The organism is Allobosea sp. 10N428 (genome assembly GCF_056394545.1).
Map to the genome: position 1 here is coordinate 1,050,542 of NZ_JBFTIC010000001.1, position 13,745 is coordinate 1,064,286.

Annotated in this window: 14 protein-coding genes; 8 read left to right on the forward strand and 6 right to left on the reverse strand. The window is 67.0% G+C overall.

The window, feature by feature from the left end:
- Window positions 1-105: 105 nt before the first annotated feature.
- Entirely contained in the window at window positions 106-666 is a 561-nt protein-coding gene (locus AC1DDA_RS04840) for a thioesterase family protein (protein WP_476794856.1), read from the reverse strand.
- A gap of 120 nt (window positions 667-786) precedes the next feature.
- On the opposite strand from AC1DDA_RS04840, the gene AC1DDA_RS04845 reads away from it, so the two are divergent.
- From AC1DDA_RS04845 to AC1DDA_RS04860, 4 genes are all read left to right on the forward strand, one after another.
- The gene (locus AC1DDA_RS04845) at window positions 787-1,296 is read left to right on the forward strand and encodes a tyrosine phosphatase family protein (protein ID WP_476794857.1); all 510 of its coding nucleotides are present in this window, start codon (window positions 787-789) and stop codon (window positions 1,294-1,296) included.
- A gap of 253 nt (window positions 1,297-1,549) precedes the next feature.
- A complete protein-coding gene (locus tag AC1DDA_RS04850) occupies window positions 1,550-2,014 on the forward strand; it encodes an Lrp/AsnC family transcriptional regulator (RefSeq protein WP_441468969.1) in 465 nt (154 codons plus the stop codon).
- Window positions 2,015-2,153: 139 nt separating this feature from the next.
- A complete protein-coding gene (locus AC1DDA_RS04855) occupies window positions 2,154-2,426 on the forward strand; it encodes an exodeoxyribonuclease VII small subunit (protein ID WP_441511027.1) in 273 nt (90 codons plus the stop codon).
- 231 nt (window positions 2,427-2,657) lie between these two features.
- Window positions 2,658-3,578 carry a pirin family protein gene (locus AC1DDA_RS04860; RefSeq protein ID WP_476794858.1) on the forward strand — a complete coding sequence of 307 codons (921 nt, stop codon included), beginning with the start codon at window positions 2,658-2,660 and terminating at the stop codon, window positions 3,576-3,578.
- 27 nt (window positions 3,579-3,605) lie between these two features.
- Here AC1DDA_RS04860 and AC1DDA_RS04865 read toward each other — a convergent pair whose 3' ends face one another.
- Window positions 3,606-4,835, reverse strand: a complete 1,230-nt coding sequence (locus tag AC1DDA_RS04865) for an MFS transporter (RefSeq protein WP_476794859.1) — start codon at window positions 4,833-4,835, stop codon at window positions 3,606-3,608.
- A 183-nt stretch (window positions 4,836-5,018) separates the two neighbouring features.
- Between AC1DDA_RS04865 and dxs the strand changes: the two genes are divergently transcribed.
- Together dxs and AC1DDA_RS04875 are read left to right on the forward strand one after the other, a co-directional pair.
- Window positions 5,019-6,929: a 1-deoxy-D-xylulose-5-phosphate synthase gene (dxs, locus tag AC1DDA_RS04870; RefSeq protein ID WP_476794860.1), complete on the forward strand. Its 1,911-nt coding sequence runs from the start codon at window positions 5,019-5,021 to the stop codon at window positions 6,927-6,929.
- A gap of 198 nt (window positions 6,930-7,127) precedes the next feature.
- Entirely contained in the window at window positions 7,128-7,856 is a 729-nt protein-coding gene (locus AC1DDA_RS04875) for a TlyA family RNA methyltransferase (RefSeq protein ID WP_476794861.1), read from the forward strand.
- Here AC1DDA_RS04875 and AC1DDA_RS04880 read toward each other — a convergent pair whose 3' ends face one another.
- Window positions 7,857-8,357: a hypothetical protein gene (locus AC1DDA_RS04880; protein WP_476794862.1), complete on the reverse strand. Its 501-nt coding sequence runs from the start codon at window positions 8,355-8,357 to the stop codon at window positions 7,857-7,859.
- Between the two features lie 88 nt (window positions 8,358-8,445).
- Here AC1DDA_RS04880 and AC1DDA_RS04885 point away from each other — a divergent pair, with 88 nt between their 5' ends.
- Window positions 8,446-9,213, forward strand: a complete 768-nt coding sequence (locus AC1DDA_RS04885) for an SOS response-associated peptidase (RefSeq protein ID WP_476794863.1) — start codon at window positions 8,446-8,448, stop codon at window positions 9,211-9,213.
- A 49-nt stretch (window positions 9,214-9,262) separates the two neighbouring features.
- On the forward strand, window positions 9,263-10,858 hold the full coding sequence (locus AC1DDA_RS04890; protein WP_476794864.1) for a gamma-glutamyltransferase family protein: 1,596 nt from the start codon (window positions 9,263-9,265) through the stop codon (window positions 10,856-10,858).
- Between the two features lie 138 nt (window positions 10,859-10,996).
- Here AC1DDA_RS04890 and AC1DDA_RS04895 read toward each other — a convergent pair whose 3' ends face one another.
- From AC1DDA_RS04895 to AC1DDA_RS04905, 3 genes are all read right to left on the reverse strand, one after another.
- Window positions 10,997-11,773, reverse strand: a complete 777-nt coding sequence (locus tag AC1DDA_RS04895; protein ID WP_441511019.1) for an ABC transporter permease — start codon at window positions 11,771-11,773, stop codon at window positions 10,997-10,999.
- Window positions 11,773-12,498: an ABC transporter ATP-binding protein gene (locus AC1DDA_RS04900; RefSeq protein WP_476795126.1), complete on the reverse strand. Its 726-nt coding sequence runs from the start codon at window positions 12,496-12,498 to the stop codon at window positions 11,773-11,775. The genes AC1DDA_RS04895 and AC1DDA_RS04900 overlap by 1 nt, the downstream gene beginning before the upstream one ends.
- A gap of 170 nt (window positions 12,499-12,668) precedes the next feature.
- A complete protein-coding gene (locus AC1DDA_RS04905; protein ID WP_476795127.1) occupies window positions 12,669-13,742 on the reverse strand; it encodes an ABC transporter substrate-binding protein in 1,074 nt (357 codons plus the stop codon).
- Window positions 13,743-13,745: the final 3 nt, after the last annotated feature.

Consider the following 13,745-nt stretch of genomic DNA (forward strand, 5'->3'; position numbering starts at 1 on the left):
GTCTCGAAGGCTGCTTCAGGAGGCTCTGGAACCCTCCGGAGCATCCTTCGAGACGCCGCGTGCGGCGGCTCCTCAGGACGAGGGCCGGGAATTCCAGAGAACTCCTCAGCTCTCGCTCGCAGCAGCGCTGCGCATGGCGTCCTCCGAGGCGAGGAAGGCCGCGACCTCGGTGCTCGGCTCCGGGCTTTCCACGCCGATGCCGATCTCGCCGAGCAGGCGGGTGACTGGCACATAGGCCCGGGCGCCCTTGTCGTAGAGCGCCGCCCGGACCAATGCGACGGCCGCGACGATCTCCCCGCCATCGCGACCGCGCATCAGCATGCGATGCTGCATCACCAGCCAGTTCTCGCTCCAGCACAGGATCCTGGTTTCCAACCGAAACGGCCGGAACAGGCGCATTTCGCGGCGGAAGCGGATCGTGCCGGCATTGACCACAGGCAGCCAGCGATGGCGCAGCACCGCCCGCCACAGCCCGCTGCGCAGCATCAGATCGAGCCGGCCGAGATCCATCAGCGCCCAGTAGCGGCCATTGTTCATGTGCAGGCTGGTGTCGAGATCGTGGAAACAGACGCGGAAAGGCAGAACGGACGCCTCCCCCGGCAAGGCGAGCCCCGGACGGAAGCGGGTCGTCAGCAGGAGCCAGATCAGCCGGAGCCAGAGATTCATGGGAGATTTCGCCGTGGCGGGTCGATGGGTCGCGGCTTCCATGTCATGGAGACGTCGGCAGTGTCGATCATGCTATCGTCTGCCCCACCGGTTTCGCGCCGAGACATCCGGAGCCGTCCCTTGCCAAGCCTTCACGTTTCCCCGCTGTCCAGGTTGAGCGAGACCGTCGCAGCCGTCCGCGCCCGCCATCTCGTGACGCTGATCAATGCCGGCACTCCCGTCGAGCGACCGGCAGGGATCGATGCAAACCGCCACCTCTTCCTCGGCATGTCGGATATAAGCACGCCGCTGGAAGGCCATGTCCTGGCCGGGCAGGACCATGTCGAGCGCCTCATCGCCTTCCTGCACGGATGGGACCGCGAGGCGCCCATGGTGGTTCATTGCTGGGCCGGCATCAGCCGCTCGACGGCCGCCGCCTACATTGCCGCCTGCGCGCTCGATCCCGGCCGCGACGAGGAGAAGGCCGCCGACGCGCTACGGATCGCCGCTCCCTCCGCGACGCCCAATGCCCGGCTCGTCGCCCTTGCCGACACTGCGCTTGGCCGCCGCGGCCGGATGATCCGCGCGATCGGACGAATCGGGCGCGGCGCCGACGCCTTCGAAGGGACGCCCTTCGCCATGCCCCTGTAGCATCGGACCGAGAAGCAGCGTCCGTCTTTCGGAAGGATCCGACGCGATAACAAAGACATAGATCACCGCTATCGCGTCCGATGAGACGCGCGGCGGTCTGGCCTGAATCGGCCGATGCAGCGGCGCATTTTCCTGCGAGGTCAAGCCCAGAAGCTGCGGATGTAAGCGCATCTGCCCAAGATCGGCGCAGAAGATTGCTTGCATCGGACCAATTTTGCGACGATGCATCGCGCGGGAGGTTTCCGCCGTGACCATGATGATCGAGCTCGACTCGCGCGACCGCGCCATCCTGCGACTTCTCCAGCAGGACGGCCGCATCACGAACTCCGACCTTGCCGAGAAGGTGCATCTGTCGCCCTCGGCCTGCCTGCGGCGCGTGCGGCAGCTCGAGGAAAGCGGCCTTATCCGCGGCTATGCGATGATGCTCGACGACAAGATCGCGGGCTTTCCCGGGACGGCCTTCGTCTTCGTCACGCTCGACCAGCAGGGCCGGGCTTCGCTGGAGAGCTTCGAGCAGGCGGTCCAGAGCCTGCCCGAGATCCTCGAATGCCATCTGCTCGCCGGCGCCCATGATTATCTGATGCGCGTGATCTACCGCGACAGCGCCGATTTCGAGCGCATCCACACGGACATCATCACGCAATTGCCGGGCGTTACCCGCGTCCAGTCGACACTGACGCTGCGCACGATCAAGAAGACCTCGGCGCTGCCGGTCTGAGGCGAGACAGCGAACTTCCGAGCCCTCATCCTTCGAGACGCCGCTTCGCGCCTCCTCGGGATGAGGGCTGAGCGAATTCAGGCGGGTTGCGGCCGGGCGCGGTCCAGCCGATAAGCTGACGGCAAAGAGGAATCGGTCCGTGAGCCAAGACAGCAAGTCTCAAGACAATCCGAATGCCGATGTCGCCACCTTGCCTTTCGAGGCGGCGATGAAGGAGCTCGAAGGCATCGTCGCGCGGCTGGAGCGCGGCGACGTGCCGCTCGAGGAATCGATCGCCATCTATACGCGCGGCGAGGCGCTGAAGGCGCGCTGCGATGCGTTGCTGAAGCACGCGGAAGCCCGCATCGAGCGGATTACGCTGAGCGCCGACGGCAAGCCGACCGGCACGACCCCGCTCGACGTCGACAGCTGAGCCGGAACCGCTGCCGCCCCCCGATAAAGCCTCGGACCGAAAAGTGGAATCCACTTTTCGGAAAACTCCTATGCTTAAACGAAGGACCAGATCGGCACTGCGCGTCCGGTAGGACGCGCGGCGATCTAGCGGGGCCTTGAGATTGCGCTCCTGCCAGGAGCCGGTTGCAGCCGGCCGGCTTGCCCGCGGGCGCGATCGGGATCACGCTCCGTCCCAACCAAGGAGGCCGCCATGTCGCAACTGCCCGCCGACGATCCGATCCTGGGCGATGCCCGCTCCTGCGAGGCGATCGAGAAGGTGATCGTGCCGCGCACGCATGATCTGGGCGGCTTCCAGGTCCGCCGAGCCCTGCCGGCGATCGGCCAGCGCATGGTTGGACCCTTCATCTTCTTCGACCAGATGGGGCCGGCCGAGTTCCATCTCGGCGAGGGGCTCGACGTCCGCCCGCATCCGCATATCGGCCTTTCGACCGTCACCTATCTCTTTGACGGCGAGATCATGCATCGCGACTCGCTCGGCACGGCGCTGGCGATCAAGCCGGGTGCGGTCAACCTGATGACGGCCGGGCGCGGCATCGTCCATTCCGAGCGCACGGGGCTGGAGGCGCGCGCCACCGGGCCGAAGCTCTACGGCATCCAGGCCTGGCTCGCGCTTCCCAAGACGCATGAGGAGACCGCGCCGCAATTCAAGCATCACGGCGCGCCCGAACTGCCGCGCATCGTCGAGGGCGGAAAGCGCATCAGCCTGATCATGGGCTCGGCCTATGGCCAGACCTCGCCGGTGCAGTTCCCCTGGGAAGCGCTCTATGCCGAAGCCGTGCTCTCGCCCGGCTCGATCCTGCCGCTCGACCCCGATTACGAAGAGCGCGCGGTCTATATCGTCTCGGGCAAGATCGACATCGCCGGCGAGGAATTCGGCGCCGGCCAGCTCCTCGTCTTCAAGCCGGGCGACCGCATCTCGATCCTCGCGGTCGACCAGAGCCGGGTGATGCTCGTCGGCGGCGAGCCGATGGACGGGCAGCGCTACATCTGGTGGAACTTCGTCTCCTCCTCGAAGGAGCGCATCGAGCAGGCCAAGCAGGAATGGAAGACCGGCCGCTTCGACACCGTCCCCGGCGACGACAAGGAGTTCATTCCGCTGCCTGAGGGCTGAAACAGTCGGCGGATCGCCGCCGCCCCTTCAGGCAATCTCGGACAGATCGCGCAGCCTCGGCACCTGTGAAAAAGCGATGACGAGGAGCTGAACCAGGAACCCCGCCGTCGCGAGCCCCAGGCACGCGGCGATGCCGAGATGCGCCGCGACGGATGCGCCGATCGCCGCGCCCAGCGGCCTCGCGCCGAAGGTCGCCGTCATGATCAAGGCGGAGACCCGGCCGAGCATCGCATTGGGGGTAACCGCCTGCCGCAATGTCATCGTCGAGATCGTCCAGATGATCGGCCCGACACCGAACAGGAAGAAGCTCGTGCCGACCAGATGGACGGACGGTATCCAGAGCGTCGCGAGCATCACGCCCGCGGCGCAGAAGCCGGCGAGCGGCCCGAGCAGGATCAACGTTCCGAACGAGACCTGCCGTGCGATATGGGGCGCGAGAACGGCGCCGACGATCATGCCCGCACCGTAGATGCCCAGCGTGACGCCGACCTCGGTCGCACCGAGACCGAGATTCTGGACTGCGTATGCGACATAGACCGCCTGGAAGACGAACCAGGAGACGTTGAAGAAGACCGCTGTCATCAGGATCGGCCTGAGCAGATCGTGCCCGGCCACGAAACGGGCGCCCTCCTTCAGATCATCGAGCAGATCGCGCCGCGGGCTGGACGGAGGCTCGTCCTTCGGGAGTCCGGCGAGCAGGAGCGCAGCGAGGATGGAAAGCCCTGCGGCCAGACCATAGGCCGTCGAGGCACCGAGCCAGCCGACGAGCGCCCCGCCGAGCGCCGGCCCTCCGGCATAGGCGGCGCTGCGCGCCAGCTCCAGCCAGCGATTGGCGTCCGCGAGCTGCGCGCGCGGCACCACGGACGGAACGAAGGCCGGTGCCGCCACGCTGTAGCAGACCGTGCCGACAGCGCCGAGCGCGCCGAGCACGGCAAGCCATGCCAGGCTGAGGCCGCCCGAAGCCAGAAGCAGCAGAATCGCCAGAAGCGAAAGCGCCCGCAGCGCTTCCGTGCCGACCATGAGCCGGCGCCGCGAAGCACGATCGACCATCAGGCCTGCGGGGATGGAAAGCAGGAGAAATGGCAAGGTCTGCGCTGTCTGCAGCCAGCCGGTTTCAGCCGGCCCGGCCGAGAGCAGCAGAACCGCGGCCAAGGGTGCAGCGGCCAGCGCGATCTGCTCCGAGAACTGGGCGGAGAGATTGGACCAGCCAATGCGCCTGAATGCCGCCGGCAGCGGGGGATTATCGCTCGGGTTCATCGCCTGATGTCCTCAGAAGTCGTCATAAGGACACTGAAAAGCCTTGCCGGCGTGCGAACCACCCGTTTCGTGGGAAGACTGGGCGCTCGCCGAAGCCGGGGGCCGATCTCAACCGCGGTTTGCCAGCGCGGCGCGCAGGCACTATTTCAGGACAGAACCATTCCTACGAGCCCGGACAGCCTCGTGCCACGCCCTGCGACTCCTCTGCTCGACACGATCCACGACCCCGCCGATCTGCGAGAACTCGACGATGCCCAGCTTCGGCAGGTGGCGGACGAGCTGCGGCTGGAGACGATCGACGCCGTCTCCGTCACCGGCGGACATCTCGGCGCCGGCCTCGGCGTGGTCGAGCTCACGGTGGCGCTGCACCATGTCTTCGACACGCCGCGCGACAAGCTGATCTGGGATGTCGGCCATCAGGCCTATCCCCACAAGATCCTCACCGGCCGCCGCGACCGCATCCGCACGCTGCGCCAGCCGGGCGGCCTCTCCGGCTTCACCAAACGCGCCGAGAGCGAATACGACCCCTTCGGCGCCGCCCATTCCTCGACCTCGATCTCCGCCGGTCTCGGCATGGCGGTCGGGCGCGATCTCAAGGGCGAGCGCAACAACGTCGTCGCCGTGATCGGCGACGGCGCGATGTCGGCCGGCATGGCCTATGAGGCGATGAACAATGCCGGCGCGCTCGGCTCGCGCCTCATCGTCATCCTCAACGACAACGACATGTCGATCGCCCCGCCGGTCGGCGCGATGTCGGCCTATCTGGCGCGGCTGGTCTCAGGCCGCACCTATCGTTCGCTGCGCGAGGTCGCCAAGCAGCTCGCCGAGAGGCTGCCGCGCTTCTTCCACGACAAGGCGAAGCGCACCGAGGAATATGCCCGCGGCTTCTGGACCGGCGGGACGATGTTCGAGGAGCTCGGCTTCTACTATGTCGGGCCGATCGACGGGCATAATCTCGACCATCTGCTGCCGGTGCTGCGCAATGTTCGCGACGCCGGGAACGGGCCTATCCTCGTCCATGTCGTGACGCAGAAGGGCAAGGGCTATGCCCCGGCCGAGGCAACCGCCGACAAATACCACGCGGTCGTCAAGTTCGATCCGGTGACGGGCCTGCAGGCCAAGGCGCCGGCGAACGCGCCGAGCTACACCGCCGTCTTCGCCAATGCGCTGATCAAGGAGGCGCGGGAGGACGACAAGGTCGTCGCCGTCACCGCCGCCATGCCTTCCGGCACCGGGCTCGACGCTTTCGGCAAGGAGTTTCCGGCCCGCACCTTCGATGTCGGCATCGCCGAGCAGCATGCGGTGACCTTCGCGGCCGGGCTTGCCACCGAGGGCTACAAGCCCTTCGTCGCGGTCTACTCGACCTTCATGCAGCGCGCCTACGACCAGATCGTCCACGACGTGGCGCTGCAGAAGCTCCCCGTCCGCTTCGCGCTCGACCGGGCCGGGCTCGTCGGCGCGGACGGCGCCACCCATGCCGGCTCCTTCGACATCGCCTATCTTGCCTGCCTGCCTGACATGGTGGTGATGGCGGCGGCCGACGAAGCCGAGCTGACCCATATGGTTGCGACCGCCGCCGCCTATGACGAAGGCCCGATCGCTTTCCGCTATCCGCGCGGCGAAGGCGTCGGCGTCGAGATTCCCGATGTCGGCGTGCCCTTGGAAATCGGCAAAGGCCGCATCGTCCGGGAAGGCACCCGCGTCGCGCTGCTTTCGCTCGGCACGCGTCTCGCAGAAGCGCTCAAGGCGGCCGACCTGCTGGCGCAACGCGGGCTTTCGACCACGGTCGCGGATGCGCGCTTCGCCAAGCCGCTCGACGAGGCGTTGATCCTCAAGCTCGCCCGCGAGCATGAGATCCTGGTCACGATCGAGGAGGGCTCGGTCGGCGGCTTCAGCAGCCATGTGCTGCATCTGCTCGCACGCAGCGGCGCGCTCGATGCCGGGTTGAAGATCCGGACGCTGACGCTGCCGGACGTCTACCAGGACCACGACAAACCCGACGCGATGTATGCCGCCGCCGGGCTCGACGCCGCAGGCATCGTCGCCGCCGTCGAGGGGGCGCTCGGGGCGCCCAGCGTCGTCAAGCGCGCTTGATCCGGCGCCAAAAGCCATGTCAGCGATGCCGACATCCTCAGCCCTCATCCTGAGGAGCGATCCAACGGATCGCGTCTCGAAGGATGCTCCAGGAGGTTCCGGAGATATCCGGAGCATCCTTCGAGACGCCATTTCTGACGAAATGGCTCCTCAGGATGAGGGCTGGAGGCAAAGGCTTGCCGATGCGGGCGAAGCACGATGAAAAGCCGCGCGGACCAACTGCTTGTCGAGCGCGGCTTCTTCGAGAGCCGGGCGCGGGCTCAGGCCGCCATTGCAGCCGGGCTCGTCAGCGTCGCCGGCCGGCCGGTACGCAAGGCCTCGGAAATGGTGGCTGATGACGCCGAGCTGACCGCCGAAGCGCCTCACCCTTACGTCTCGCGTGGCGGCCTCAAGCTGGAAGGCGCCCTCGACACCTTCGGTTTCGACCCTCAGGGGCTGACCTGCCTCGATGTCGGCTCCTCGACCGGCGGCTTCACCGACCTGCTGCTGAAGCGCGGCGCCCGCCATGTCGTCGCCGTCGATGTCGGGCGCGATCAGCTCCATGCCTCGCTGCGCGCCGATCCGCGCGTCACCAGCTTCGAAGGTCAGGACATCCGTACGCTGGCCCCGGAGGCCCTGCCGGAACCGCCATCCTTCACAGCCATCGACGTCAGCTTCATCTCGCTCAAGCTCGTACTGCCCGCGGTGGCGGCGCTGCTCGCGCCGGCTGCCGGCATAGCCGCGCTGATCAAGCCGCAATTCGAGGCCGGCCGGGCCGCCCTCAAGAAGGGCATCGTCCGGGACGAGGCGATCCAGCGTCAGGTCTGCAACGAGATCGTCGCGGAATTGCAGGCGCTCGGCTTCACGGTCGATGGGCCGATCCCCTCCCCGATCGAGGGTGGCGACGGCAACCGGGAATTTCTCGTCGGGGCGCGGCGGCAAGCCTGATCAGCGCGCGATCAGCGCATCGATCTGCGCCTGCAAGACCGCATCCTCGAAAACGGCGATGTCGATCGCGCCGTTGGCGTTGATAAACTGCGTGGCGCGGGCGATCTGCCGGCGCAGGGCATCGCTCGCGACCTCGACGATCACCAGCAGTTCCTTCGGCTGCGGCGTCTCGACAAGCAGCGCGGTCACAGTCCACACCAGCCGGGTCATCGACCGGCAGACATCCTCGAAGGCGACCGCGCGGGCGGGCTCGATCCTGTCATAGGCCGCCAGCGCCGAAGCCGCACAACGCAGTGGCGAATTTCGGAAATGCTCGCGATAGCCGACGCTCTGCCAGGCCTGTAGATCGGCGACGAGGCTCTCGTCCATGCCCGCCATCTCGATCAGCATCAGGGCTTCGCTGTAGCGGTTAAGGAAATCGGTCGAGAGACGGGGAGCGTCGACGCTTCCAGCCAGTCCCGCCGGCGCCACAGCCAGCACATTCGTCGCGATGGCACTCATCATCCGCCCCGGAATCGGCGCGACTATGTTTCGCCAACCGGAAAGAAAGTGTTGATCTGACCGCCTCGTCTCGACCTAAACAGCCACCATGTGCGGACGCTATGCGATTACCCTCCCCCCTGCAGCGATGCGCGAGGCCTTCGGCTATCGCGAGCAGCCGAATTTCCCGCCGCGCTACAACATCGCGCCGACACAGCCTGTGCCGGCCGTCCTCCTGCACGATGGAACGCCGCGCTTCCTGCTGATGCGCTGGGGCTTCATTCCCGGCTGGGTCCGGGACGTGAAGGACTTTCCGCTGGTCATCAACGTGCGCAGCGAGAGCGCAGCCGAAAAGCCTTCCTTTCGCAACGCGCTGACACGCCGGCGCTGCCTGCTGCCAGCCGATGCCTTCTATGAATGGCGGCGCAGCGGCACCGGCCGGCAGGCGCAGAGCGAGCCCTTCCTGTTTCGCCGGCCGGATCGCGGCCTCTTCGCCTTCGCCGCGCTGTGGGAGACCTGGCATTCGCCGGATGGCTCGGAGATCGACACGGTCGCGATGATGACGGGGCCGGCGAACGGGCTGATGGCAGCGATCCACCACCGCTGCCCGATCATTCTCGATCGGCGCGACTACAATGCGTGGCTCGATCCGCAGGCCACGGCCGAGCAGACCGGGCGTCTGCTCAAGCCGCCACCGGACGAGATGCTGGAGGCCGTCGCCATCGGCAACACCGTCAACAAGGTCGCCAATGACGGGCCGGAAGTGCAGCTGCCTCTGGGCGATCCGCCCCATCGGGAGACTCCCGAAGAGCCCAAGCGCCATGCGCGCAAGGCGACCCGGCCTCCCACGGATGACGGGCAAGGCAGCCTGTTCTAGCGCCGGAATCATGCTCTGATCGTCGCAGAAGACGACGAGGAGACGAGAGATGCACGGCCGCCGCCCCACCATGACCTCCCGCCACGGCATGGTCGCCGCGGCCCATCCACTGGCGGCGCAGGCCGGAGCGCGCATTCTGGCGCAGGGTGGCAATGCCTTCGACGCCGCAGCCGCCACGGCCGCCGCGCTCAATGTCGTCGAGCCGTTCATGTCCGGCCTCGCCGGGATGGGCTTCGCCACGCTATGGGTCGCGGCCGAACAGCGCGTGCGGGTGCTCGATTTCGTGCCGCCGATTCCCGCGAGCTTTCCGGCCGAGCGCTTCAGCAAGCGCACCGACCTCGAGCGCGGCCCGCTCGCCGTCGCTTCGCCGGGCAACCTCGCCGGCTGGTGCGAGCTGGTGAAGACCTACGGTCGCAAAGCCCTGCCCGAGGTTTTCGCGCCCGCCATCGCGCTGGCGCGGGATGGTTTCGCGCTGGCCGAGTTCGGCGCGGCGGAATTCGAGGAGAACGACCCGCTGCTGAAGAGCCGTCCCGCGCTCTACTCGGCCTGGTCCCAGAACTATCAGCCCAATGGCGCCCTGCATCTCGGCTCGCTGCTCGTGCAATCCGACCTCGCGCAGACGCTGAGCGATATCGCGGCCAAAGGGCCCGATCACTTCTACCGCGGCGCTCTCGGCGAGAGGGTGATTGCCCATCTGCAGGCGCTCGGCGGCTCGATGACGATGGCCGATCTCGCGGCGGTGAAGACGGTGTGGCGCGAGCCGCTGGCGGCGAGCTTCCGCGGGTTGACGGTGCATGTGCCGCCGCCGCCCTGCGAAGGTTTTCAGTTCCTGCTGACGCTGCGCCTGCTCGACGGGCTCGACCTCGCGGACCTCCCGAAGGACGGGGCTGATCATCTCGACCTCGTCTACCGCGCGATCCGCCTCGCGGCCGGCGAGCGCATCGCCCACAATAATCCGAGCCCGGAGAAGCTTGCCGAAATACTGTCGGATGCTTCGGTCGAGCAGCTACGCAAGCGCCTCACCGACGGCAAGCCGGTTACGGGACCGACCGAGCAATGGACGCCGCAGGCGAGCGAGGACCCGGCGCATACGACCTCGTTCTCGATCGCCGACAGCGACGGCAACCTGATCTGCATCACGCAAAGCCTCGGCAGCCCCTTCGGCAGCGGCGTCGTCGTGCCCGGCACGGGCCTGTGCCTCAACAACTTCCTGTACTGGGCGGACGTCCAGCACGACAGCCCGAACCGCTCCAAGCCCGGCGACGAACTGGCGATGTGCATGTCACCCTCGCTCTCGACGCGGGACGGCAAGCCGGTGCTCGCGCTCGGCACGCCCGGCAGCTACGGCATCATGCAGACGCAGGCGCAGGCCATGGTCCAGCACCTCGTCTTCGGTCTGCCACTGCAGGAGGCGATCGAGGCGCCGCGCGCCCGGCTCTGGGACGGCAGTCTCGTCGAGATCGAGAACCGGATCGCGCCGGAGACCATCGCCGAACTCGTCCGGCGCGGGCATGAGGCGCGCGCCTTCGATGTCGGCTGGACGATGCGCTGCGGCGGCATGCAGGCGGTGACGGTCGATCCGGCAACCGGCGTGTTCACCGGCGCGGCCGATCCGCGCCGCGACGGCTACGTCGCGACGCCGTAGGCGGCCGCCCCACATCGAGCCCTCATCCTGAGGAGCGCTGCAGGCGCGTCTCGAAGGATGCTCAAGATGTCCCGGGAACCTCCTGGAACATCCTTCGAGACGCCGCTTCGCGGCTCCTCAGGATGAGGGCTAGAGAACTTAAGCGACGATCTCGCCGCGGAAGGCCCAGCGGGTCATCCGCCGCTCGACCAGGGCGCAGAGCGCGTAGAGCGCCATGCCCATGATGGCGATGGAGAACAGGCCGGCGAAGGTCGTCGGCGCGTCGTTGCGCGCGCCGGCCGAGAGCATCAGGAAGCCGATGCCGCGATTGCCGCCCACCGTCTCGGACAGCACCGAACCGACGAAGGCGAGCGTGACCGAGACCTTCAGGCTGGCGAAGAGATAGGGCATGGCGCGGGGCACCCCGACCTTGGTCAGGATTTCCCACTGGCTCGCGCCGAGCGAGCGCATCACGTCTCGCATCTCCGGCTCGATGGTCGCGAGCCCCGTGGCGACGTTCACGACGATCGGGAAGAAGGAGATCACGAAGGCGGTGATCACAGCCGGCAACGCGCCGACGCCGACCCAGATCATCAGGATCGGTACGATCGCGACCTTCGGGATCGCGTTGAAGGCGATCAGCAGCGGATAGAGCCCGGCATAGACGAAGGGCGATGCGCCGATGGCAAGACCGAGCAGCAGGCCGAAGCCGATCGCCATCGCGAAGCCGATCAGCGTGGTCCAGAGCGTCTCCAGGCAGAAGCGCAGCAGGATGTCCCAGCGCAGCACCATGGTCTCGAAGATGCGGCTCGGCCGGGGCGCCAGGATTTCCGGCACGTCGAAGACGATGCAGGCCAGTTCCCAGGCCAGCAGCAAGCCGGCCATGGCGAGCCAGGGCATGGCGATGAGCAGCAGGCGCTTCTGAGGTTCGCTCATCACGCATGCTCCAGATGGATGCGTTCGCGCAGCTCGTGGACGATGTCGACGAACTCGACGGAGAACGTTGTCTCCAGCGTGCGCGGGCGCGGCAGCTCGACCTTGCGAATCTTGACGATCTTGCCGGGGCGCCGGCTCATCACATAGACGGTGTCGGCGAGATAGACGGCTTCGCGCAGGTCGTGCGTGACGAGCACGGCCGTGAATCGGCGCTCCATCCAAAGCTTCTGCATCACGCCCCAGAGCTCCTCCCGCGTGAACGCGTCGAGCGCGCCGAAGGGCTCGTCGAGCATCAGGATATCCGGCTCGTGGACGAGCGCGCGGCACAGGCTGGAGCGTTGCTGCATGCCGCCCGAGAGTTGCCAGGGGTATTTGTCGCCGAAGCCCGCGAGCCCGACCGAGGCAAGCAACGCCTCGACGCGCGCGACATATTCCGCCTTGTTGGACCGGAATCGGCGCTTGTGCGGCTCGACCACCTCCAGTGGCAGCAGGATATTGTCGCGCGTCGTGCGCCAGGGCATCAGCGTCGGCGCCTGGAAGGCCATGCCGACGCCACGGATCGGACCCTTCACGACCTGACCATGAACGCGGACCTCGCCGCCGCTCGGCGGCAGCAGGCCGGTGACGAGCTTCATCAGGGTCGACTTGCCACAGCCGGACGGACCGACCACGGCGATGAACTCACCCTTGGCGATGGAGAGCGTCGCATCCTCCAGCACCTGCATGCGGCTGGGCCCGCTGCCATAGGCAAGGCTGACCTGTCGCAGTTCGACGAGGGGAGAAGCGGAAGTTTCGGGTATCAAATGCGTCATTCTCGGGCTTGCCCCGAGAATCTCGGGAAGGAAAGGCTCCAAGGAGATGGTCGGGTCAAGCCCGACCATGACGGCTGTATGCGCTATGGCGCGACCATCCGCTCCGCCTTCGGCGGCAGGAACTTGCCGCTGAAGACCTTGTCCGGCTCGGGCGCAGAGGGAAGGCCGAAGGCATCGGCCACGTCCTTGACCGAGCGGGCGAAGCGGGCGGGATCGACATCGCCCATGCCGTTTTCCTTCACGAAGGGCGTCAGCACGTTCATCCTCAGCGACATGTCGAGGCGCTCGGCCTCCAGCTTCTCGTCGATCAGCGGGTCGCGCTTCTTGGCGGCGGCGATGCCGAGAGCCGGGTTGGCTGCGACTTCCTTCCAGGCCTTGGCGGTGGCGCGCAGGAAGCCGGTCACGATTTCGGGCTTCGCGGCGAGCGCCGGCGAGACGATGATGCCGTTGCCGTAAACGTCCATCTTGTAGTCGGAGTAGTTGAAGGAGACGACGTCCTCCGCCTTCACGCCGCGCGCCTTTAGATCGAGGATCGACGAAAAGTAGTGGCCGGAGATGAAATCGACCGTGCCCTGCACCAGCGACTGCTCGCGCAGTTGAGGCGTCAGGTTGACGTGCTGGACGCTGGCGGCGTCGATGCCGACCTTCTTGGCAAAGGCCGGGAACAGGCGGAAGGAGGCGTCGAAGACGGGCGCGCCGAGCTTCTTGCCGGCGAGGTCTGCGGGCTTGGCGATGCCGCTCTTCTTCAGCGCGTGGACGCCGAAGGGCGGGAAGTCATAAGCCATGAAGACGCAGAGGATTTCCTTGCCCGCGTTCTTGGCGTTGTACTCGATCAGCGAGTTCACATCGGCGAAGCCGATGTCGTAGGCGCCGGTCGCGACGCGCTGGACGGCGCCGGCCGAGCCCTGGCCGGGGTCCATCGTCACATCGAGCCCTTCGGCCTTGTAGTAACCCTTGTCGAGCGCGACGAGGAAGGGCGAGGTCGGCCCCTGGAAGACCCAGTCGAGCGTGAACTTGAGCGGTGTCTGGGCGACGGCGGGCACCGCCCCGACCAGCGCGACCGCGCCCACCAAAGCCGCCCCGACAAGACCGCGCCGCGTCGGCCCGAAGCCCGTCATCCGCGCGCAATTCGACAGCATCCGCGTCACGCCGATCATACC

Coding starts and splice junctions, on each gene's coding strand:
- AC1DDA_RS04840 (WP_476794856.1), bottom strand. CDS start 666: ATGAATCTCTGGCTCCGGCTGATCTGGCTCCTGCTGACGACCCGCTTC.
- AC1DDA_RS04850 (WP_441468969.1), top strand. CDS start 1,550: ATGATGATCGAGCTCGACTCGCGCGACCGCGCCATCCTGCGACTTCTC.
- AC1DDA_RS04860 (WP_476794858.1), top strand. CDS start 2,658: ATGTCGCAACTGCCCGCCGACGATCCGATCCTGGGCGATGCCCGCTCC.
- AC1DDA_RS04865 (WP_476794859.1), bottom strand. CDS start 4,835: ATGAACCCGAGCGATAATCCCCCGCTGCCGGCGGCATTCAGGCGCATT.
- AC1DDA_RS04875 (WP_476794861.1), top strand. CDS start 7,128: ATGAAAAGCCGCGCGGACCAACTGCTTGTCGAGCGCGGCTTCTTCGAG.
- AC1DDA_RS04880 (WP_476794862.1), bottom strand. CDS start 8,357: ATGAGTGCCATCGCGACGAATGTGCTGGCTGTGGCGCCGGCGGGACTG.
- AC1DDA_RS04885 (WP_476794863.1), top strand. CDS start 8,446: ATGTGCGGACGCTATGCGATTACCCTCCCCCCTGCAGCGATGCGCGAG.
- AC1DDA_RS04890 (WP_476794864.1), top strand. CDS start 9,263: ATGCACGGCCGCCGCCCCACCATGACCTCCCGCCACGGCATGGTCGCC.
- AC1DDA_RS04895 (WP_441511019.1), bottom strand. CDS start 11,773: ATGAGCGAACCTCAGAAGCGCCTGCTGCTCATCGCCATGCCCTGGCTC.
- AC1DDA_RS04900 (WP_476795126.1), bottom strand. CDS start 12,498: ATGCAGGTGCTGGAGGATGCGACGCTCTCCATCGCCAAGGGTGAGTTC.
- AC1DDA_RS04905 (WP_476795127.1), bottom strand. CDS start 13,742: ATGATCGGCGTGACGCGGATGCTGTCGAATTGCGCGCGGATGACGGGC.